We start from the raw sequence: 21,287 nt of genomic DNA, 5'->3' as shown, positions 1-21,287 counted from the left end.
TGCGCCCCTTCGCTTCCGTGAGGCAAGCCGTGCCGTGGATCTGCCGATTCCTAGCGAACGGCCCGATCAGGGGCCGCGCGGTCGGCCGCGCGGCGCGATCTGAGGTCGGCGAGCACGGCGTCGGCGGCGCGGCGGCCGGAGACCAGGGCGCCCTGGAGCGAACCGGTGTCGCGGTGGTCGCCGCACACGTACATCCCGCTGCGCAGCCGCACGGGCCTGCGCAGCGGGTACGGCGGCGGCATCGCGGGCAGCGCCGCCGCGACCGGGTACGTGGCCACGTGCTCCCAGCCGGAGGTGTCGCCGTAGATCTCGCCCAGCCGCCGCCGGACCGGCTCCTCGTCGGTGATCAGCCCCAGCACGGACGTGGACACCAGCGCCCGCCCGTCGGAGGAGTACTCGGGGGCCGCGTCGGTGAGGACCAGGGTGTCGGTGATGGCGCCGGTCGCGTCGATGATCTGGATCGGCTCGCCCAGGGGTGAGCGCGGGGCGGCGTGGTAGAAGGTGGTCACCGCCCGCATCGGCGGCGCCTCGATCTCCCTCAGCAGCTCACCCGCCACCTTGGGGTCGGTCGCCACGACCACGGCCCGGCCATGGATCACGGAACCGTCCGCGTGCCGTACGCCGTCATGCGCGGCGTCGCCCGCGAGCCGGACACCGTCGGCCGTGACCTCGCTCACGCGGGCGCCCAAGGTGATGGTGCCCGGCGGCAGGCGGTCGGCGAGCTGGCGCGGGATCTGTCCCATGCCGAGCGCGGGCAGGCCGATGGTGCCGCGCGCGAACGACCGCCAGAACAGGTGGAAGACCCGGCTGGAGGTCTCCAGGTCACGTTCGAGCAGCACGCCGGCGAGGAAGGGCCGCATCAGGCAGTCGATCATCTTCTCCGACATGCCCCACGCGCGCAGCTCCTCGTCGGTACGCCGTTCGCGCCCGCCGCGCAGCCGGGAGGCCGGCGCGGCGAGGTCGCGTGCCGTGACCGCGCCGAGCACGGCGATGTCACGCAACGTGCCGACGCCGGACAGCGGCCCGCTCAGCGCGTGCCGGGGATGCCGCCACGGCAGCATCACCCTGGCCCGGGCCGTGCTCCCCTGCACGATCATCCCCGAGGCGAACGGCCGCACGTCGAGCGCGTCGATGTCGAGGACGCGGCGGGCCTCGGGGTAGGCGGTGTTGAACACCTGGTAACCCCGGTCGAGCCGGAACCCGTCCACGATGTCCGTACGCACCCGGCCGCCGACGCCGTCGGACGCCTCCAGCACGCGTACCGGCACACCGGCCTCGTGCAGCCGTACGGCGCAGGCCAGTCCCGCCATGCCCGCGCCGACGACGATGACGGGCGCGCGTTTTCCCCGATCCCTGTCCATGCCTGCGCCCTACCCGCGTCCGCCCAGCTCAGACCTACACCCGAGGAGCTACGAGCCGGACAGACGGCGGCAGCAGGCGACGGGCGGCGACCGGCGACCGGAGAGCAACCGTTCTCTCACAGGAGATCGACCGGCTGCGAACCGTCGTCGCGTACCGGCGAATCTGGGGGGCCAGATTGTCGGTGCCGAGCGACATCATGGACCCATGACCGAGACACCCCCCATCACCATCCTGGCCGACGACACGGCCTACGCCGAGGCCGTCCAGCTGGCCGTGGACTCGGCCGCCGCCTACTACGCGGACGGCACCTCGACCCTCGACGACGACGCCTACGACCGGCTGGTCCGCGGCATCCAGGCGTACGAGGACGAGCACCCCGAGTCGGTGCTGCCGTCGTCACCGACCGGCAAGGTGGCCGGCGGGGCCGTGGTGGGCGACGTGCCGCACACCGTCCCCATGCTGAGCCTGGACAACGTGTTCGGCGCCGAGCAGCTCGCCGACTGGGCGGCGGGGCTGGAGCGCCGGCTCGGCAGACCCGTCACGGCGTGGAGCGTGGAGCCCAAGCTCGACGGCCTGGCGATCTCGGCCCGCTACCGCAACGGCCGCCTGGCCCAGCTGGTCACGCGCGGTGACGGCACCGCCGGCGAGGACGTCTCCCACGCCATCGGCACCATCATCGGCCTCCCCGACCGGCTGGCCGAGGCGGTCACGGTGGAGCTGCGCGGCGAGGTGATGATGACCGCGTCGCAGTTCGAGGCGGCGTGCGCCAAGCGGCAGGCACACGACGGCACGACGTTCGCCAATCCGCGCAGCGCCGCCGCCGGCACGCTGCGCGCCCAGGACCGGCCCTACGTGTGCGAGCTGACGTTCTTCGGCTACGGCGTGGTGCCGTCCCCCGGCGACGACTCCGAGCTGGCCACGCGCCTGCGCGAGCTGCCGCACAGCCAGATCATGGAGTGGGTGGCCACGCAGGGCGTGCAGACGACCGCCGCCACGCCGGTGGCGGGCATCACGGCCGAAACGCTGGAACGGGTGCAGGAACGCGTCGGGGAGATCGCCGGCCTGCGGGCCCAGCTGCCGTTCGGCATCGACGGCATCGTGATCAAGTGTGACCTGGCCGCCGACCAGGCCGAGGCCGGGTTCAGCTCCCGCGCGCCCCGCTGGGCCATCGCCTACAAGCTGCCCGCCACCGAGAAGATCACCAAGCTGCTCCGCGTGGAGTGGAACACCGGCCGCACCGGCATCATCGCGCCACGCGCGGTGCTGGAGCCGGTCGAGCTCGACGGCAGCACCGTCACCTACGCCACCCTCCACAACGTCGCCGACATCGCCAGGCGCGGCCTGATGCTCGGCGACAGCGTGACCGTCTACAAGGCCGGCGACGTGATCCCGCGGGTCGAGGCGCCGGTGGTCCACCTGCGCACGGGCGACGAGCAGCCGATCGCGATCCCGCAGGTCTGCCCGTCCTGCGGCGACGCCATCGACACCTCCCAGGAGCGGTGGCGGTGCGTGCGCGGGCGCGGCTGCCGGGCGATCGCGTCCATCACGTACGCGGTCGGGCGCGACACCCTCGACATCGAGGGCCTGGCCGAGAACCGCATCCAGCAGATGCTCGACACCGGCCTGATCGCCGACTTCGCCGACCTGTTCTTCCTCACCAAGGAGCAGCTGCTCGGGCTGGAACGCATGGGCGAGACCAGCAGCGACAACCTGATCGCGGCCATCGAGCAGGCGAAGTCGCGCCCGCTCAGCAGGGTGTTCGCGGCACTCGGGGTGCGCGGCACGGGCCGCTCGATGAGCCGCCGCGTCGCCCGCCACTTCGCCACCATGGACGCCATCCGGGCCGCCGACACCGAGGCGATCCAGCAGGTGGAGGGCATGGGCCCGGAAAAGGCCCCGGTCGTGGTGGACGAGCTGATCGAGCTCGCCCCCCTCATCGACAAGCTGATCCGCGCCGGCGTCAACATGACCGAACCCGGCGCCACCCCACCCTCGGCCGAGCCCAAGGAACCGTCGGCCGACCTCCCCCTGGTCTCGATGTCAGTGGTCGTCACCGGCACCATGACCGGCCCCCTGGCCCAGCTCTCCCGCAACGAGGTCAACGAGCTGATCGAGCGAGCCGGCGGCAAGGCCAGCTCCAGCGTCTCGGCCAAGACGTCGTTGCTGGTGGCCGGCGAGAAGGCCGGCTCCAAGCGAACGAAGGCGGAGAGCCTGGGGGTGCGCATCGTCACCCCGGAGGAGTTCGCGCAGCAGGTGAACGCCTTCCTGTCGACCGACAACGTCAGCGCGTAATCCCGGCATTGCGCTATGCGGAGAAGAGCGTCTCAGGCAGCCTGGCGATTCTCAATGGATCAGTGGTGACCGACGGCTGATGTGCTCGCGGGTGCTGAAGGTGGGCGGACTCTCCCTTGGACTACGCTGACACCGCGTAGCGCCGATAGTGACGATCCTCGGTCGCTGCGCTTCCGGATCCAGCCGATGAGCGTGCGCCAATTTCAGGAGCCGCCGGCAACACCGGTCCGCTGGTCGTGGCACTGCACGCAAGGCCGCCCACTAGCGCTGTCTGGACTGTCCAGGCACACTTTGGGCCGTGGAACGTCACGAGTTCGGCACCGCGGTGCGCCAATTGCGGGAGAGTACGGCCCCTGCGGCTGTCGGGCTACCGGTCGGCCGCCGGCGAGTGCAAGGGTTGCGGCGGGAGGAGCTCGGCGAGCTCGCGGGGATGTCTGCGGATTACGTACGCCGGTTGGAGCAGGGGCGCAGCCATCCGTCGGCCGGGGTGGTGAACGCCATCGCCCGTGCGTTGCGGATCGGGCGCGCGGAGTACGAGCGGCTCTGCGCGCTGGCCGGGTACGCCGCCGCGGATGGGCAGGTGCCGAACGAAGTCGGTCCGGGTGCGATGCGGCTGCTGGAGCGGTTCACCGACACTCCGATGTTCGTCTCCGATGCGGCGATGAATCTGGTCGCCGTGAACAGTGCGTTCATGGCCCTGGGTCACTGGGATCTCACCGGGGACCCGTGGGAGTGGAACATCGCCTGGCGCAGCTTCTGCGATCCGTTCAGTCGTTTCCAGCAGCCTACGGCTGACGCAACCGATCATCAGGCGATCCTCGCTGCCCGCCTGGGAAGCGCGCTGTTGCGCTACCCCGCCGACGCGTCGCTCGCCGCGCTGGTGGACGAGATGCGGAGCCGAAGCCGCCTGTTCGACACCTTGTGGCGCACGCCGCGACCGGTGGCGGCCTACGAGAGCAGTGCCGCGTTCATTCATCCGGACGGCGGCTCCGTGACGCTCGTCGGCAGCCTGCTCGCCATCCCGGGCGACGATTTGGCGGCTCTGATGCTCACCCCGGCGCCGGGCTCGGCCGATGCGGCGCGTCTCGCTGAGATCGTCGCAGACGCCGGGGAACCAACCATCATCAAGGTGGGCCAGCCTGGCCCAGGCTAACCGCGCCGGATCCTGCGAAGTTGAGTCACGTCTCCAGCAACCGCGGATCCAGTGGCTGCCTCCGGGCGGCCCTGGTGACGCGGGGCTGGACGCCTTCGTAACTCGAAGCAATGAGGCATTGCTTCACGTTCGAAGCACAGTGGCGGCACTCACGAAAGCAGGCTCAGCAATGAAGGCAGTGCGTTTTCACGAGTTCGGCGGTCCCGAGGTCCTGCGCTACGAGGACGTCGCGCAGCCCACCCCCGGCCCCGGTCAGGTCCGGATCCGCGTAGCTGCGACGTCGTTCAACGGCGTCGACGGCAACATCCGCGCGGGCTACATGCAGGGCCCGATCCCGGTCGAGCTGCCACACACTCCCGGCATCGACGTCGCCGGCACGGTCGACGCGCTCGGTGACGGCGTGGACGACGTCGCGGTCGGCGACCGGGTCATCGGCTTCCTGCCGATGACGGGGGCCGGGGCGGCCGCGGAGTATGTGATCGCGCCGGCGGAGATCCTGACGGGGGCACCCAAGAACATCCCGTTGACCGACTCGGCGGCGTTGCCACTAGTGGGCCTGACCGCGTGGCAGGCGCTGTTCGACCACGGCAACCTGACCGCCGGCCAGCGGGTGCTGATCAACGGCGCCGGCGGAGCGGTCGGCGGATACGCCGTGCAGCTGGCCAAGGAGGTCCGTGCCCGCGTGATCGCCACGGCCGGCGCACGCAACGCCGAACGTGTCAAAGCCGCAGGCGCCGACGAAGTGCTCGACCACACCACCACGGATGTGATCGCGGCGGTGACCGAGCCGGTCGACCTCGTCCTCAACCTCGCGCCGGTCACTCCGGAGCAGCTGGCCGCACTGGTCACGCTGATCCGTGACGGCGGCACCCTCGTCAATACCACCGTCTGGATGCCGGCCCCTTCCGACGAGGAGCGCGGTGTGCGGGGGATCGACCTGTTCGTCCGCAGCGACGCCGACCAACTCGCCGACCTGGCCGCTCGCGTCAGCACCGGTGAGTTGCGCGTCGAGGTCGCCCAGCGAATCCCCCTCGCGGAGCTGCCGGCCGTGCACGCCCAGGCCGCCGCGGGTGCGTTGCCCGGCAAGACCGTCATCGTCGCCCCCACCGCCTGATCCGCACCAACAAGGAGGAACGTCGATGTCTCACGACAAAGTGATCACCGTGCTGGGCGCGACCGGCACGCAGGGCGGCGCGGTCGCCCGGGCGCTGCTGGCCGACGGAGAGCTCTCCGTACGGGCGGTGACCCGCGACGCCGCCTCACCCAAGGCGCAGGCGCTGGCCGGGCTGGGTGCCCGGGTGGTGGAGGCGACCCTCACCGACGAGGGCAGCCTGCGCCGGGCGTTCGACGGGGCCTACGGCGCGTTCCTGGTCACGCCGTACTGGGAGCACCGTTCACCGGCCCGGGAATTGGCCGAGGTGAAGAACCTCATCAGCGCGGCCCAGGCAGCCGGCCTGCGGCACGTCGTGTGGTCGACGCTCGAGGACACCCGGGAGGTGATCGTGGCCGACGACGACCGCATGCCGGTCCTCGGTGACGGCTATCGGGTGCCGCACTTCGACGTGAAGGGCGGGGCCGCCGACGCCCTGTTCGCCAAGTCGGGCCTCCCTGTCACGTACCTGTTGATGTCGTTCTACTGGGACAATCTGCTCGGCCTCGCCAGACCGCAACGCGACCCGGACGGGACACTCGCCGTGCACCTCCCGCTCGGCGACACGGCGATCGCGGGCGTCGCCTCCGACGACATCGGCAAGGTGGTGCTATGGGTGCTGCGACAGCCGGCGGAGACGATCGGCCTCACGGTTCCCGTGGTCGGCGAGTACCTGACCGGTGAGCAGATGACGGCGGTGCTCGGCGAGGTGCTCGGCGAGCCGGTGGCCTACCGCCCGCCCACCCACGAGCAGTTCCGCGGCTTCGGTTTCCCCGGCGCGGACGAACTGGGAAACATGTTCCAGTACTACGCCGAGTTCCCCGAGTCCTACCTCGGCCGCCGCAACCTCGGGGCCGCGCGCGCGTTCAACCCCGATCCGCTCAGCCTGACCGACTTCCTGACCGCGCATCGGGCCGAGCTCGGCGATGCGGAGGAACTCCGGTGACCACCGGTCACGCGATGGGCCGCCCCGGCCCGCTGACCGATTCCCTGCTGTTGTGTCTGTTGCTCGACGGTCTGTCCACGTCGACCCGGCCACCCGGACCACCCGGATCCCGGCATTCTCCCAGAGAGTGAGCCGGAATCGCCCGCTCAACCACGCCCGTAGCAAGAGGTCAGACCGCGACAGGGGGACCGATGGCGCGGTCGCAAGCAGTCCGACACGTCACCGGGCCGGGGCGTCGGCGGCATCGTAGCGTTGCTGGGCGGCCTCCAGCGCCGGGGTGTTGGCGCTGAACCAGCTCAGTAGCGCGCACAGCTGCTGCGCCAGGCTCTGCCCCAGTGGCGTCAGGCTGTAGGTGACCTGCGGCGGGACGGTCGGCTCCACCTGGCGTTCGACCAGCCCGTACCGCACCACCGACTTGAGGTACTGCGACAGCATCTTCTGGCTGATGCCGTCGATGTGCCGGTGAAGGCCGGAGAAGCGCATCGGCCCAGGAGCCAGCGCAGCGATGATCAACGCGCCCCACCGGCCGGTCACCTGGGCCATCAGCGGCCGCGTCGGGCAGTCCTTGTCGAAAGACTCTGCCGGAAGCTGGGGGAGAACGTCCTTGAACTGCTCACTCACCGCCATGCCATCAGCTTACAAAAAGGTACGTACTTACAAAAAGACACCGATGCTCCTAGAGTCGATCCGCGGAACCGGCGGACAAACAAGACGAAGGGCTTCGAAGTGCTCACAAGCCGCATATCCCCGACCTTCCTGGGCTGGGACCTCGGAGGCGTCGTTGTGCGCCGAGTCGACGAGATCGACATGTCACCGGCAACCAGTCAATGGCTGCTGCCCGATGCCACACCGGAGCACTTGCGCCACCCCTGGCTGCAACCCGACTTCACCGACGGCACAGCCTTCGCGATGCACGTACACATCTTCGCGATCGAGGCGAACGGCAAGCGCATCCTGGTCGACACCGGCATCGGCAACGACAAGCCCCGGCAGATACCCGACGCCGACAACCTGCGGACCCCGCTGCTGCACGCGCTGACCGCCGCCGGGTTCGCCCCGGACACCGTCGACCTGGTGATCACCACGCACATGCACGTCGACCACGTCGGCTGGAACACTCACCTGGTCGACAACCGCTGGACACCGACCTTCCCGAACGCCCGCTACCTCACCGACCGCAGGGAATGGGACTACTGGACCGCCGCCGCCGAAAGCGACGAGGAAGTCGCCCGGACGCACCGCGACTCCCTGCGACCCATCCGCGACAACGGCCTGTACGACCTGCTCGACATCCCCGCCTCAGGCCTTGAGGTGGCCGACGGCGTCCGCCTGGTACCGACGCGCGGCCACACGCCCGGCCACCTGTCGGTGAAGCTGACCGGCACCGGCCGCAACGCGCTGATCAGCGGCGACAGCCTGCATCATCCCGTGCAACTGGCCTACCCCGACATGGGCAGCGTCGGCGACGTCGATCCCGCCGAGGCGCGAACCACCCGCCACCGCCTGCTCACCGACCTGGCCGGCACCGATGACCTGCTGCTGGGCACCCACTTCACGCACCCCACCGGCGGCCGCGTCCAGCAGCGGGACGACCGATTCCGGCTGCTGGCCGATTCCCCTGCCCTTCTCTCGCCCGCCTCGTTCTGAGGATCGATCCGAACGCCAACGCGTGACCCTTTACGACATTTCCTTCCTCATCGAAATACCCGAAATTTCCTCACAAAAAAGCCGGACTGAAATACCGCCGCCCGTGTGCTCTTCGGCACCGATTCTGTCGGTGCCATCGTTCATAATCGCCAGCGAGACCGACCTCCAGGGAGGGATTGATGGCGAGGCGACCGGGACGCTCAGGCCGATCGGGGCGATCAGGGCACCGCAGACGCCGGCGAAAGACCGGCGGAAACGAAGGGTTGTGGCTGCTCGGCATCGGGGTGATGGCCATAGCGATCACCGCCGTGGTCAAATACGTCGCGGAAAACCCGGGCTGGGCCACGACCATCGCCCTCCTTACCGTCGCAGCCCTCTGCGGCGCCCTTTTCCTCCGATATCGGGTCATCCAATCCCGTCGCATGAAATTCCTGGCAGCCAACACCGAATTGGCCAAGGTCGACCTCATGACCGGTCCCCAATTCGAGCACCTGATAGCCGAACGCATGACCGCCGACGGCTTCCGCCGCGTCCAGCAACGGGGAGGCAAGGGCGACCGCGGCGTCGACATCACGGCGACCGCACCCGGCGGAAAACCGTACGCCATCCAGTGCAAGCGCTACAGCGGCAACGTCGGAGCCCCCGAAGTCCGCAACTTCCTGGGCGCCCTCGCCAACACCTTCGCCGGCCATACGGGCGTCCTCGTCACCTCAGGCCACCTCACCAGACAGGCCCGCGAGGAAGCACTCAACGCCCGCCAACCCCTGCTGCTCGTCGAACGCGACCGCCTGGCCGACTGGCTCCTCGGCACCCTCACCCTCCTCCCCCGCCGCCCCCTGCCTCTGGTCGAAGGCGAGGAACCAGCCGGCTGACGTGCGCAAGCAGCCTGCCGCGCAGCCCCACGGCTTCCATGCACCCGACCAGCCGAGCACCACCTTCGTCATATGTGGATCCCGACCGAACGATGATCGACTTGGCAAGGGCGGCTCCGTTAATCTCGGGCGTTTCGATCTTCCCCCCGCTCCTCCCCTGCCTCAGGAACCGCCCGTGCCTCGCCACGCCTTATCTCGGATCGCCGTCGCCGTCTTCGCCGTTCTGGTCGTCGCGGGGACTGTGCTGGCCGCGGTGTCCGGCGACACCCGGCTCGTCGTGCTGCTCGTGTACCGGGTGTTCGTCGATCCGGTGGAGGAGCTCGACGCGGACCTGCTGGTGATGCTGGTCGGGGTGGGGTTGGCGCAGGCGTGGGGGCTGGCGCAGATCCTGCCCGGGCGGCGGAGCGGCGGGACGATGAGCAGGCACGCGCCGCCCGTCGCCGCTGCCCGAGCACCCGGCGGCGGCGAGGGGAGCGAGGGAGGCCGGAGCGACGAAACCCGCCGAAGCCGCGATCAGCTGCTGCTGCGGGCGGCCCTGTATGCCCTGATGGCGATCGAGCTGACCGACCGTTTGCCTTGGCCCGACGACCTACCCAAGGCCGTCGCGCGCATCGCGATCGTCGTGCTCCTCTACCGGGTGATGAGCACCGTCTCCCGGACGCTGCGGCTGGTCGCGCTGGTGGTAGGGCTGTACCGGCCGATCCTGGGACTCGTCGCCATGGCGCTGGACCTGTTCGGGGAGGCGCGCGGGGTCCTTCCGCCGGGCAGCAGCCTGGCGTGGGTGGTGTGGATGGCGCTGATCGTGGTGGCGCAGGCCAGGGACGGCCGGTGGGGGCGGACGACGCTGTGGGCGGGCGCGGTGATGGCCGCCGGGCCGTTCCTCCTGCCGCTGGTCGCCTACCCGATCAGCCGGACCTTCGTCATCTACGAGGCGAGCCGGATGCTCCTGGACGTCTTCACCGTGGTGTGGCTCGGCCGGTCCGCGATCGAGGTCGCGCGCTCGCCCAGGGCTCCACGGCCGCGCGTGATGGGCACGTTCCGGTGGCGGCCGTGGGAAGTGGTCGCGGTCGGGCTGCCGTTGCTGCCGGCTGCGGTCAACTGGACGAACGGCGTCTTCCTGTGGATCGGACCCCAGGGGGCGATCGCGTCGTGGTTCGCGAGAACCGGGTGGTATCTGCAGGAACTCTGGCTGCTGATCTCCCTCGCCGGATGCGGTGGAGGAGCGGCCCTGGTGCTGGCTGTCGTGCTCCGGCACAGAAGGCCGGGTGGCGAGGGCCGGGGGAGGCTGCGTCAGGGGGTCGTCGCGGCGTTGTCGCTGGCGGCGGTCGCCGGGGTGGTGGAGGCGGTCACCGGGAAGGGCAGGATCACGACGCCGGACTATGGTGTCCGGATATTTCCGGAACAGCTACTCGACTCCGCACCAGGCATCTCCCCGCTCTGGCACAGCGCCGCCTTCACCGGCTCCGCCCTCATCCTGCTGTTCCTGTACGGCGAACGGCCACGCCCCCGAAAGCCGTACCAGGTGGCCCTGGCGAGCCTGGCCACGGTCGCGTTGCTGGCCCTCGTACCCGCGTCGGACCACACACCCGGCCCGGCCACCACGAGAAGCGAGTGCGAGAACAACTCGGCGGCGACCGGCGAGCGGGCCTTCGTCTGCGCCGTACGGAAGCTGGACGCCCCACCGTTCCGTCCGAGCATGCCCGACCAGCGGCTGATCGCGTACGGGCACCGCATGTGCGGCATCTACACCCGCGGCGACGCCCGCGAGGCGGCGGCCTTCGAGCAGGCGCACAGCATCAACCTGCGCCAGCAGAAGTACCTCCTGGAGGACATCTGCCCGAAGGTCGCGGCGGAGTTCGACGCGGCGGTGGCCGAGGAGGAGGCCGAGATAGCGGCATGGGAGGCCGAGGAGCAGGCCTTGTGCGACCAGGCTCCCCGCCACCGGCCGAGGATCAAGCCGGTGCGAGCCATCAGGGAGAAGAAGCCGGTGTGGACGGAGTTGTCGCTGGAGGCGTTAGACGAGGAGGCTGACTACGACGATGATCCCTCTCGGCGGGCCGAGGAGGGTGACCTTGTCGTCACCGCGCCTGGCCGCCTCATCATCCTCATCAACACCGAGTTACGCATGTGCGTCACCACCGAGACCTACGACCGCCGCCCGCCCGTCGAGACGAAGGGCTGGGATCACGTCGTGGAGGCCGGGTACGAGAGCCGCGACGGCACACTCATACTCGGCGACTACCTCTCCGGCGTCGCGCTCCCCGACCTGGCCTCACGCGGCAAGGGCCACTACCGCGTCCGCGTCCACTACGCCTGGCTGTCCAAGAAGGGGCAGCAGCGGGCCAGCCAGCGACTGCTCATCATGGCCTATCCGGGACGCGGCGACGAGGTGATCGTCCACCGCAAGCCATGAGCGCTTCCTGGACTTGCGGGGGCCGAAAGCTTGTCGAGATCGTCGGAGCACGGTCTCATGGACCGCGTACGAGGGGTGTCGCCGAGGCGAGCGGAGCAGCTGTGGAAGGACCGATCGAGAGGGCCAAGCTGTCCTACGAGCGCGCTGTCTTCGCCGGCGAGGTCGGTGAGCTGGCGGCGGCGGAGCGGGAGCTGGACAAGGTGGAAGCCGATCTCGCCGTAGCCCGGGGACGGATCCTGCACGCGCGGTTCCTCGACGACCGGTGCGAGGATCCGCGCGAGCTGGAGCTGTTCGAGCGGGCCACCCACCTCTACCGGACCCTGGGCGACGCGACGGGCGAGGCGGAGTCCGTGTTCTGGGAGGGGTGCTTCCACCAGGTCGTACGGAGCGACCCCGGCCGCGCCGTCCCCCTCCTTCAGCAGGCGTACGAGCTGGCCACGGCCGCGGGCGACCCGTACACCCGATCGGAGGCCCTGCGGCACCTGGGGATCGCCGACCATGCCGCAGGCCGGCTGGACTCCGCGCGGGAGCGTCTGGAGGCGGCGGCACGGCTGCGCCGGAAGATCGGGTTGCCGGCCGGTGCCGCCGCCGACCAGGTAGGACTGATCTACATCGCCACCGCGCAGGGCCGGCGGGACGACGCGGTGGCGCTGGCCGAGGAGGCGTACGCCACCGCCGAGGCGTGCGGGGCCCACCGCATCATGCGCCAGGTCGAGGAGGCGCGTACCCAGCTCATCGCACAGAACCTCGATCAGGGCGCACCGTGAGCCGCTGAGACTTCGCTGTCACCGGCTCACGGCTCAGGTCACCGGCTCAGGACTGACTGCAGAGGGCCGCGTCGAGGGCGGATTCGACATGGTCGCGGGCCTCCTGGGTCTCCGGGAGGTGGGTGACGGCGATGGCGGCGGCGCGGCCGTCGTCGGTGGCGGCGTTCGTCGTGTAGTAGCCCGGAATGGCGCCCCCGTGCCCCCAAGCCGTGCCCCCGCAGGACAGCTTGACGGCGCTGAGACCGAGGCCGTATCGGCCGCCGGGGCCCAGCTCGGGCGCCTTGACCGTGGTGCGCATCTGCTTGAGCTGCGCGGGCTTGAGGAGCTTGCCGTCGAGCAGGGCGGAGAAGAAGCGGTTGAGGTCGCTGGGCGTGGAGATCATCTGTCCAGCGGTCCAAGCCTGGGACGGCTCGAACATGGTGACGTCCGTACGCGGCTTGGCCGGGTCGTCGCGGTGGTAGCCCTTGGCGTGCGGACTGCGCAGGGTCTGGTCGCCGACGTTCGGGAAGTAGGTGTGGGCGAGGCCGATCCGGTCGATGGTCCGCTTGGTGATCTCCTCGATCGCGGGCCGCCCGGTGACCTTCTCGATGAGCAGGCCGGCGACGATGTAGTTGGTGTTGGTGTAGACCCATTTGTCGCCCGGCTCGAACTGGGCCTTCTTCTTCAGCGCCAGGTCGAGCAGGTCGCGCGGCTGGAAGTAGCTGTGCTGGTACGGCAGGGCGCCCTTGGCCAGGAAGTCGGTGTACTCGGGCAGGCCGCTGGTGTGCTGGAGGAGCTGGCGCACGGTGATGCGGCGGCCGTCGACGCCCTTGCCACGCAGCAGGCCGGGCAGGTACGTGTCGACGGACCCGTCCAGCTTGATCTTGCCCGCCCCCACCAGCTGCAGCACGGTCACGGCGGTGAAGGTCTTGGTGTTGCTGCCGATGCGCACGTACCCGTCGGCCGGCACGTCGTCGCCCGCCGTGTAATCGGTCAGCTTGCCGTGACGATCCTGGACCGAGGCCTGGACGGCGGGGAACTTGTCCTTGCCGACCAGGTCATCCAGCACGTCCTGGAGCGGGGCGGGGGCGGTGTCGGCCTGCGCCGGGGCGATGGACGGGCCGTAGAGGACGGCGAGGGCAAGGGCGGAGGCGCCGGTCCACCGGCGAGTACGTACGGGGATCATGTGGTCAAACTTACGGAAACTCCCGGAAGGTCATCGATCCCGCAGCCGGGAGATCCGTGGTAGTGCCAGCTATACCAGCAGCGCCAGAACGGCCTGGGTGAACTCGTCCGTGCCGGCCGTCCCGCCCAGGTCACGCGTCCATACGTCACCCTTGGCCAGCACGGTCGCGATGGCGGCCACGATCTGCTCGGCCGCCTCGGCGTGACCCAGATGGTCCAGCATCATGGCGGCCGACCAGATGGCCCCGATCGGGTTGGCCACCCCGCGACCGGCGATGTCGGGAGCCGAGCCGTGCACGGGCTCGAACATCGACGGGAACTCGCGTTCCGGATTGAGGTTGGCCGACGGCGCGATGCCGATGCTGCCCGTCACGGCCGCCGCCAGGTCACTGAGGATGTCGCCGAACAGGTTGGAGCCCACGATCACGTCGAAGCGGGACGGCTCCAGCACCAGCTTTGCGCAGAGCGCGTCGATGTGCTCCTGGTCCCAGCGCACGCCGGGGTGCTCGGCCGCGCGCTCCTTGACCAGTTCATCCCAGAACGGGAGCGTGTGCACGATGCCGTTGGACTTGGTGGCGGAGGTCAGGTATCCGCCGCGACGACCGGCGAGCCCGAAGGCGTAGTCGAGCACCCGCGTCACCCCCTTCCTGGTGAACACCGCCTCCTGGACGGCCATCTCGTCGGGGAAGCCGCGGTTCATCCGGCCGCCGATCTCGCTGTATTCGCCCTCGGTGTTCTCCCTGACGACCACGAAATCGATGTCAGTCGCGCGTACGGGGGCCTCGATGCCGTCGAACAGGCGTACCGGGCGGAGGTTCACGTACTGCTGGAAAGCACGGCGGATCGGGATGAGCAGCCCCCACAGAGAGACGTGATCGGGCACGCCGGGGAAGCCGACCGCGCCGAGGAAGACGGCGTCGAAGCCGCGCAGCCGCTCCAGTCCGTCGGCGGGCATCATCGTGCCCTCGCGCAGGTAGCGCTCGCACGACCAGTCGAACTCGGTGAGCCGGAGCTCGAATCCGTGCCGCCGGCCCGCGGCTCGCGCCACCTCCAGGGCCGCCGGGGTGACTTCGAGCCCGATGCCGTCTCCGGGGATCACGGCGATGTCATGCGTCGTCATGGGTCGATTCAAGCGGCGGGCGACGCAAACGTCCAAGATGAGCCACCGATCCGATCTATAGGCCGCGCCTATAAGCGCGAGCCGTCTCCAGGAACGCGGTGGCGGCCGGGGTGAGCCAGCTCTGCCTGCTGACCATGGCCAGGTGCAGCGAGGCCGGCGGGTCGAGGTCGAAGACCAGCGCGCCCGCCTGCTCCGCCAGCGTCCGCCACGCCTCGGCCAGCACGCCGACGCCCACCCCCTTGAGCACCAACGGCAGGAACGACTCCCGGTGCTCCGACTCGACCGCGATCGACACCTCCACGCCCGACGCGCGGATCTCCTCCACCAGGCGGCGCAGGCCGGTGCCGTGCTCGCCGACGATCAGACGCTGACCGGCCAGGCGTTCCCGGGGCAGCGTACGGGCCGGCGCGAAGGGGCCGCCGGGCGCGGCGACGAGCACGAAGCGCTGCTCCTCCACGGGGTGCAGGCGCACGTCGGAGACCGTGGGCAGCTCCCAGGCCGACAGCAGACCCAATTCCGTCACGCCCGTACGTACCGACTCGATCACCGCCTGCGGCACCGGCGCGTCCCTGACGACGACCCGCACGTCCGGGTGCAGGCGACGGAAGTCGTCGATCATGCTGCTCAGCGGCTCCACGGCCGGCGACGGCATCGCGGCGATCGCGACGCTGCCGCGCACCATCCCCTGGACGGCGGCCACACTCGCCCTGGCCACCTCCATGCTGCGCACGACCTGCCTGGCCGGCTCGATCAGCGCCCGCCCCGCGTCGGTGAGCACCACGCGGCGGCCGACGCGGTGGAAGAGCTGGCTGCCCAGGTCCTTCTCCAGCGCCTTGATCGCCTGCGAGAGCGAGGGCTGCGCCATGAACAGCGCCCGCGCGCCCTTGCTGAACCCTCCGTGATCGACGACGGCGAGGAAGTATTCGAGCTGCCGGACGTCCACACGCTGCTCCGCTCCCATAGGCCGGACCTATCGATGACCCTAGCCTGGCGCACTCACACCCGGATCCGCAGCCGCCGCCGTGACGGTCACGACTCCCGTGAGCGTAGGAACGCCTCCAGGGCCGCGCGAACGGCCGCCCGCGTCGGCTCCAGGTCGATCCCGTGATCGCGCAGGAACGTGCTGGACCGGTCGCGCAGCAGGCCCAGGAGCATGTGCTCGGTGCCGACGTAGTTGTGCCGCAACTCGGCCGTCTCGGCCAGCGTCGCCGTCAGGACGCGCCGGGCCTCGGACCCGATGGGAACCGCCGCCGACGCCCCGGTGGGGCTCGTCTCCGAAGCCCCGGGCCCGGCGGGGCTCGTCGCCGACGCCTCCGAACCGGCAGTCAGGCTGCGGGCGAGGTCGGCGCGCATCACGGACGGATCCACGCCCTGGGCTGCGATGGCGCGTACGGCCAGAGTGTCGGCATCGTCCAGGATGGCGAGCAGCAGGTGATCCGCGCCGACGGCGGACTGCCGCAGGCGGCGGGCGTGGGCCTCGGCGCGTTCGAGCGTCTGCTTGGCACGGGCCGTGTAGCGGTCGAACGCCCCCGACTGCGCCAGGTCGGCGACGGTGAGGCTGGACCAGCGGCGACCGTAACGCTGCTGGGCGGCCTGACGGCTGATGCCGAGATGGTCGCCGATGTCGGACCACGAGCAGCCTTCGGCCCTGGCCAGCTCGACCAGGTAGCCGAGCAGCCGGTCACCGATGCCCTGCAGATCGGACAGCACCCCTTCGGCCACGGTGAGGCGGGTGAGGGGGTCGGCGTCGGGGTCGCGCTCTTCGACGATCGACAGCAGGGCGGTGAGGTCGGGTAGCTCGGGCACCGTACCATTATGCCGTCAAGGCTTGCCTTGACATTGTTCGAGCGTCAAGGCAAGCATTGACGCATGAACATCGATGGCTTGGCCGAGGCGCTGGACGCGTTCGTGCCGGAGATCATGGATCACTGCGGCACGCCGGGGCTCTCGATCGCGGTAGGCGTCGGCACGGAGGTGGCGCTGAGCAGGGCGTACGGGCTCGCCGACCTGGCCACCGGCCGCCCCATGACCACGGACACGATCGGCCCCACGGGCTCGGACGCGAAGGCGTACACCGGCGTCGCGGCCCTGCAGCTCGTGGAGCGGGGCCTGATCGGACTCGACGACCCGATCGACAAGCACCTGCCGATCGTCAACCCGCACGGGCCGCGGCCGATCACGCTGCGCGACCTGCTCACCCACCGCAGCGGGCTCGGCATCAACCTGGGCAATTTCCACCGCGAGCCGCCTCCGCCGCTGGAGGAGCACCTGCGGCGGGTGTTCGCGGCCGGGCGCTCGGACGCGTACGGGGGCGCGCTGACGCCGTTCTGGGCCGGGCCGGTGGGGGCCGCGTACCAGTACAGCAACGTCGGGATCGCCGTGGTCGGGCGGCTCGTGGAGCTGCTGAACCCTGACGGCGTCACGTTCTCGGAGTGGGTGGGCGAGCACGTGTTCGCGCCGCTGGGGATGTCGTCGAGCGTCTTCCCCAGGGCGCAACATCCCGACTTCGTCCCGGCGGAGCTGCTCGCGCGCCGTTCGACCGGGTACGCGACCCTGCCGGGCCTGCGCCTGCCGCTCCCCCAGCTCTACGTGGGCGACTACCCGGCGGGGTCCGCGCTGAGCACGCCGTCCGACCACGCCAGGTTCGTCCTCGCCCTGCTCGGCGGGGGCGGCGGCGTGCTGTCACCCGGCAGCGCCCGGCAGATGATCACGGCCCAGGCGTCCGGCGGCACCCTCCTCGGGCCGAGCCAGGACGTCTCGATCGGGTTCGTGTTCAACGTCTTCGGCGGCGGACACCCCTATATCGGGCACGGCGGCGAGTATCCGTGGGGCTGGAGCCACTTCACCCGCGGCTGGACCGAGGACCGGGTGGCGCTGGTGATCTCCGCGAACCAGCTGGATCTCGGCGATTTCGGAACGTCCGACCGTCCCAGCCACGCGGCGGCCCGGCTGGTCGCCGAGATCGTCACCGCCTGGGTCCACGGCACCGATCCGCGCCGCCGCCGCGCCCGGGACGGCCTCAGCTACCTGGCCGGGCTACTGGTCGGCGACCGGCTGACCACCAGGCTTGGCATCACCACGCGGCCCACCGCCGAGGAGTTGGCCGGGATCGCGGACGGGACGGTCGTGGACCCTGGCGTTCCTTGGGATGTGGGGGCGTTCTGTGCGGCTGCCGGGCAGGTGCGGATGACCGATCATCCGTTGCGGGACAACGCCGAGCTCGTCCTTCGCGAGTTGCCCACGTACGAGCTGGAGCTGCTCAAACGGCAGCTCGGCGTGCCTGGGCTCGGGGCGTTCTGGCAGAGGGAAGGCATGGGACGTGGCGCCTGACGAGCACGGCGAGCCGGCGCCTGAGGAGCGAGACCGGCCGACCGCCGAGGAGCACGGCGGGACGGCGGCGGAGGCGTTGTCGATCGCGGTGTCGGCCGGGGTGCCCGTCCTGCTGTGGGGCAGTCCCGGCACCGGCAAGACGTCCGCCGTCCTGGCCCTGGCCGAGTCGCTGAACTGGCCGGTCGAGGTCGTCATCGGATCGATCCGCGAGCCGAGCGACTTCGCCGGCCTGCCGGTGATCGCCGACGGCACGGTACGGCTCGCCCCTCCCGCCTGGGCCCAGCGCCTCGCCGCCGCCGGACACGGCCTGCTCTTCCTGGACGAACTCACCACCGCTCCCCCAGCCGTACAGGCGGCGATGCTCCGGGTCGTGCTGGAACGGGCGGTCGGCGACGTACGACTGCCCGACAAAGTACGTATAGTCGCCGCGGCGAACCCACCCGAGGAGGCCGCCGACGGCTGGGACCTGGCCGCACCGCTGGCCAACCGCCTCGTACACCTCGACTGGCCGGTGGACGGCAGGCGAATCGCACGCGGCCTGGCCATCGGGTTCCCCCGTCCGCCGCTGTCCGGCTTCGAGCGACCGGCCTCACCTGAGGAGGTCGCGCGGGCGCGGGCGGTCGTGGCGGCCTTCCTGGAGGTACGGCCCACGCTGGCGTTACACGTGCCCTCGGGCGACGCCGCCGGCAAGGGCTGGCCCAGCCCCCGATCCTGGGAGGCCGCCGCCCGCCTGCTCGCCGCCTGCCAGGCCATCGCCGCCTCGCCCGACGTGCTGGCCGTGCTCGTGGCAGGCGCCGTCGGGGAGGGGGCGGCGCTGGAGTTCCTGTCCTGGCTGGAACGCCTCGACCTGCCGGACCCGATGGCGGTGCTCGCCGACCCGGACGCGTTCGAACTGCCCAGACGCGGCGACCGGGCCTTCGCCGTACTGACGTCGGTGGTGGCGGTAGCGGTGGCCGACGGCAGCGGCGAACTGTGGGACGCCGCCTGGCGGGTGATCGCCAAGGCTGCCGGCACCGCACCCGACGTCGCCACCCTGGCCGCCCGCGCCCTCGCCCACCGCCGCCCACCCGGGGCACGGCTCCCCGTGGCACTGCTGGAGCTGACGCCGATCCTGCGCGCGGCCGGGCTGCTCCATGAGTGAGTCGCTGTCCCCAGAGCTGTGGAAGAAGTGGGCCGCGGCTCGGGTCTGGGCCGTGGCGCAAGCGCCGTACCTGAGCGGAGCGCTGCTGGCGCTGGACCCGATCGTGGTGCCCGGCGGGCTCGCCCGCTTCCCCGTCGACACGGCCTGGCACGTCTACGTCGGGGTGCAGGAACTGGACCGTCGGAGCGTGCCCGAGGTCGGCTTCTGGCTCATTCACCAGACCGGCCACCTGCTACGGGACCACGCCCGCCGCTACCCGGGCTCGGACGGACGCCTGGAGCGCCGGAACTGGAACCTGGCCGCCGACGCGGAGATCAACGACGACCTCACGGATCTACCGCTACCACCGGACGCGATCACACCGGCACGGCTGCGGCTCCCGGAAGGCTGGCCCGCCGAGCAGTACCACCGCGCACTATTCGACCGAACGGACACCGTACGGCCGCAGGAAGGCAGCTGCGGAAGCGGATGCGACGGACAGTCCCGGCCATGGGAGACCGACAGACCCGGGTTGTCCGCCACCGGCGCCCGGCTCACCGCGCTCGACACCGCCCGCCGCATCCGCGAACGCCTCGACGCCCACGACGACGTCCCGGCCGGCTGGCTCCGCTGGGCCGACGAGATGCTCGAACCCACCATCAACTGGCGGCGTCACCTGTCCACCACCATCCGCCACGGCCTGGCCCAGGCAGCGGGCCGGGTGGACTACACCTACCGCACCCCGTCACGCAGAGCCGCCGCCCTCCCCGGCGTCGTACTGCCGAGCCTGCGCCGCCCGACCCCATCGGTCACCGTGCTGATCGACACGTCAGGCTCGGTCACCGAGAGCATGCTCGGCCAGGCGCTGGCCGAGGTGACGGGCATCCTGCGAGCCGTCGGCGTCGGGCGACGCAACGTAACGGTGATCTCCTGCGACGCGCAGGCGTACCGCCCCCAGCCCCTCGCCCGGATCTCCGACCTGCGACTCGGCGGAGGCGGAGGAACCGACCTCCGGGCCGGGTTCACCGCCGCACTCACGTCGGGGCCGCCGGACCTGATCATCGCACTCACCGACGGACGCACCCCGTGGCCCGACCGCCCTCCCGCCCGAAGCCGCGTCCTCGTCGGGCTGCTCGACACAGGCGGGCAGGCCCCTTCGTGGGCGCGAACCGTACAGATCGGAGAAGCATGACCCACCACTTCGACCCTGCGCCCTACCGCGCGGCCGGGATCCCCGACGACGAGGCCCGCCGCTGGTGGGAATGGCGGCTGACGGCGGCGCAGGCCTCCGCCTGGCGGCACGCGGGGATCACCGACCCCGCACTCGCCACGCAGTGGTCAACCGCCCGAATCTCCCCCGAAGCCGTCGCCACCTGCCGCGCCGCCGGGCTCGGCGCAGCGGAGGCACTGCTCTGGCACGAGTACGAGTTCACCCTGGACGAAGCACTGACGTACCGGGAGAAAGGGTTCACCCCGGACCAGGCGTTCGACATCAAACACGGCCGTGAGCCACGCCGAACAGAGGACCCCACCGCCCCCGGCGACGCCTTCACCAGCCTCATGTCCTTCGGCACCGACGACCCACGAGACCGGGCCCAGCGCTTCATCCGCCGCGCGGGCAACGCCGGCGCCCTGGTCATGTACAGCTACCTCGACGCCGACTGGGTGGACGACGAGGCCATCGCCTGGGCCGGCTACGGCATCGACGCCTCCACCGCACGCATGTGGCAGGAACTCGGCCTCAAACCCGCCGAGGCGCGCCGCTACATCCAGCGCGGCCTCACCCCGATGGCGGTGGCCCGCGAATGGTGGCAGGCCGGGATCCCGTTCGAGGAGACCGCGTCCTGGGCAGGCGCCGGCCTCACCGCTCAGGAAGCCGTCGACCAGCGCGCCAGAGGCGTCACCGCCGAACAGGCCGAAACCCTCCGCGCCCTACGCGACGACCCCTGAC

Annotated in this window: 18 protein-coding genes; 12 read left to right on the top strand and 6 right to left on the bottom strand. The window is 70.8% G+C overall.

Annotated elements, in window-relative coordinates; genetic code table 11:
* Positions 1–50: 50 nt before the first annotated feature.
* Complete coding sequence (locus AB0C28_RS37650) at positions 51–1,361, bottom strand: NAD(P)/FAD-dependent oxidoreductase (protein WP_358080289.1); 1,311 nt, start codon at positions 1,359–1,361, stop codon at positions 51–53.
* A 205-nt stretch (positions 1,362–1,566) separates the two neighbouring features.
* On the opposite strand from AB0C28_RS37650, the gene ligA reads away from it, so the two are divergent.
* From ligA to AB0C28_RS37630, 4 genes are all read left to right on the top strand, one after another.
* Positions 1,567–3,654, top strand: a complete 2,088-nt coding sequence (gene ligA / locus AB0C28_RS37645) for an NAD-dependent DNA ligase LigA (protein WP_357852957.1) — start codon at positions 1,567–1,569, stop codon at positions 3,652–3,654.
* Between the two features lie 298 nt (positions 3,655–3,952).
* Positions 3,953–4,807 (top strand): helix-turn-helix transcriptional regulator, encoded by an 855-nt coding sequence (locus AB0C28_RS37640; RefSeq protein WP_357852960.1) that lies wholly within the window; start codon positions 3,953–3,955, stop codon positions 4,805–4,807.
* Positions 4,808–4,976: 169 nt separating this feature from the next.
* On the top strand, positions 4,977–5,921 hold the full coding sequence (locus tag AB0C28_RS37635; RefSeq protein WP_358080288.1) for an NADP-dependent oxidoreductase: 945 nt from the start codon (positions 4,977–4,979) through the stop codon (positions 5,919–5,921).
* 25 nt (positions 5,922–5,946) lie between these two features.
* Positions 5,947–6,903: an NmrA/HSCARG family protein gene (locus tag AB0C28_RS37630; protein WP_358080287.1), complete on the top strand. Its 957-nt coding sequence runs from the start codon at positions 5,947–5,949 to the stop codon at positions 6,901–6,903.
* A gap of 219 nt (positions 6,904–7,122) precedes the next feature.
* On the opposite strand, the gene AB0C28_RS37625 is transcribed toward AB0C28_RS37630, so the two are convergent.
* The gene (locus AB0C28_RS37625) at positions 7,123–7,530 is read right to left on the bottom strand and encodes a helix-turn-helix domain-containing protein (protein ID WP_357852968.1); all 408 of its coding nucleotides are present in this window, start codon (positions 7,528–7,530) and stop codon (positions 7,123–7,125) included.
* 180 nt (positions 7,531–7,710) lie between these two features.
* Here AB0C28_RS37625 and AB0C28_RS37620 point away from each other — a divergent pair, with 180 nt between their 5' ends.
* The 4 genes from AB0C28_RS37620 (at position 7,711) to AB0C28_RS37605 (ending at position 12,602) form a co-directional block, all read left to right on the top strand.
* Entirely contained in the window at positions 7,711–8,550 is an 840-nt protein-coding gene (locus tag AB0C28_RS37620) for an MBL fold metallo-hydrolase (protein ID WP_357852971.1), read from the top strand.
* Between the two features lie 263 nt (positions 8,551–8,813).
* Positions 8,814–9,422 carry a restriction endonuclease gene (locus AB0C28_RS37615; RefSeq protein WP_357852974.1) on the top strand — a complete coding sequence of 203 codons (609 nt, stop codon included), beginning with the start codon at positions 8,814–8,816 and terminating at the stop codon, positions 9,420–9,422.
* Between the two features lie 175 nt (positions 9,423–9,597).
* Positions 9,598–11,835, top strand: coding sequence for a hypothetical protein (locus tag AB0C28_RS37610; RefSeq protein ID WP_358080286.1), 2,238 nt, complete (start codon positions 9,598–9,600; stop codon positions 11,833–11,835).
* Positions 11,836–11,936: 101 nt separating this feature from the next.
* Positions 11,937–12,602, top strand: coding sequence for a hypothetical protein (locus AB0C28_RS37605; RefSeq protein WP_358080285.1), 666 nt, complete (start codon positions 11,937–11,939; stop codon positions 12,600–12,602).
* Positions 12,603–12,648: 46 nt separating this feature from the next.
* Here AB0C28_RS37605 and AB0C28_RS37600 read toward each other — a convergent pair whose 3' ends face one another.
* From AB0C28_RS37600 to AB0C28_RS37585, 4 genes are all read right to left on the bottom strand, one after another.
* A complete protein-coding gene (locus tag AB0C28_RS37600) occupies positions 12,649–13,767 on the bottom strand; it encodes a serine hydrolase domain-containing protein (protein ID WP_358080284.1) in 1,119 nt (372 codons plus the stop codon).
* A 69-nt stretch (positions 13,768–13,836) separates the two neighbouring features.
* On the bottom strand, positions 13,837–14,886 hold the full coding sequence (locus AB0C28_RS37595) for a tartrate dehydrogenase (protein WP_358080283.1): 1,050 nt from the start codon (positions 14,884–14,886) through the stop codon (positions 13,837–13,839).
* A 55-nt stretch (positions 14,887–14,941) separates the two neighbouring features.
* Entirely contained in the window at positions 14,942–15,847 is a 906-nt protein-coding gene (locus AB0C28_RS37590; RefSeq protein WP_358080282.1) for a LysR family transcriptional regulator, read from the bottom strand.
* Between the two features lie 68 nt (positions 15,848–15,915).
* Entirely contained in the window at positions 15,916–16,692 is a 777-nt protein-coding gene (locus tag AB0C28_RS37585; protein ID WP_358080281.1) for a Clp protease N-terminal domain-containing protein, read from the bottom strand.
* Between the two features lie 63 nt (positions 16,693–16,755).
* Between AB0C28_RS37585 and AB0C28_RS37580 the strand changes: the two genes are divergently transcribed.
* From AB0C28_RS37580 to AB0C28_RS37565, 4 genes are read left to right on the top strand one after another with little or no spacing between them, the layout of a single operon-like run.
* Positions 16,756–18,216 (top strand): serine hydrolase domain-containing protein, encoded by a 1,461-nt coding sequence (locus AB0C28_RS37580; RefSeq protein ID WP_358080280.1) that lies wholly within the window; start codon positions 16,756–16,758, stop codon positions 18,214–18,216.
* Entirely contained in the window at positions 18,206–19,357 is a 1,152-nt protein-coding gene (locus tag AB0C28_RS37575; RefSeq protein WP_358080279.1) for an AAA family ATPase, read from the top strand. The genes AB0C28_RS37580 and AB0C28_RS37575 overlap by 11 nt, the downstream gene beginning before the upstream one ends.
* The gene (locus AB0C28_RS37570) at positions 19,350–20,528 is read left to right on the top strand and encodes a VWA-like domain-containing protein (RefSeq protein WP_357852999.1); all 1,179 of its coding nucleotides are present in this window, start codon (positions 19,350–19,352) and stop codon (positions 20,526–20,528) included. Before AB0C28_RS37575 ends, AB0C28_RS37570 begins: the two co-directional genes overlap by 8 nt.
* Positions 20,525–21,286, top strand: coding sequence for a hypothetical protein (locus tag AB0C28_RS37565; RefSeq protein ID WP_357853001.1), 762 nt, complete (start codon positions 20,525–20,527; stop codon positions 21,284–21,286). Before AB0C28_RS37570 ends, AB0C28_RS37565 begins: the two co-directional genes overlap by 4 nt.
* Position 21,287: the final 1 nt, after the last annotated feature.

The sequence above is a fragment of the Nonomuraea sp. NPDC048892 genome (assembly GCF_040649735.1).
GTDB classification, from domain to species: domain Bacteria; phylum Actinomycetota; class Actinomycetes; order Streptosporangiales; family Streptosporangiaceae; genus Nonomuraea; species Nonomuraea maheshkhaliensis.
The sequence above is the reverse complement of the archived record's forward strand: the minus strand, read 5'-3'. Positions and strand labels throughout refer to the sequence as shown.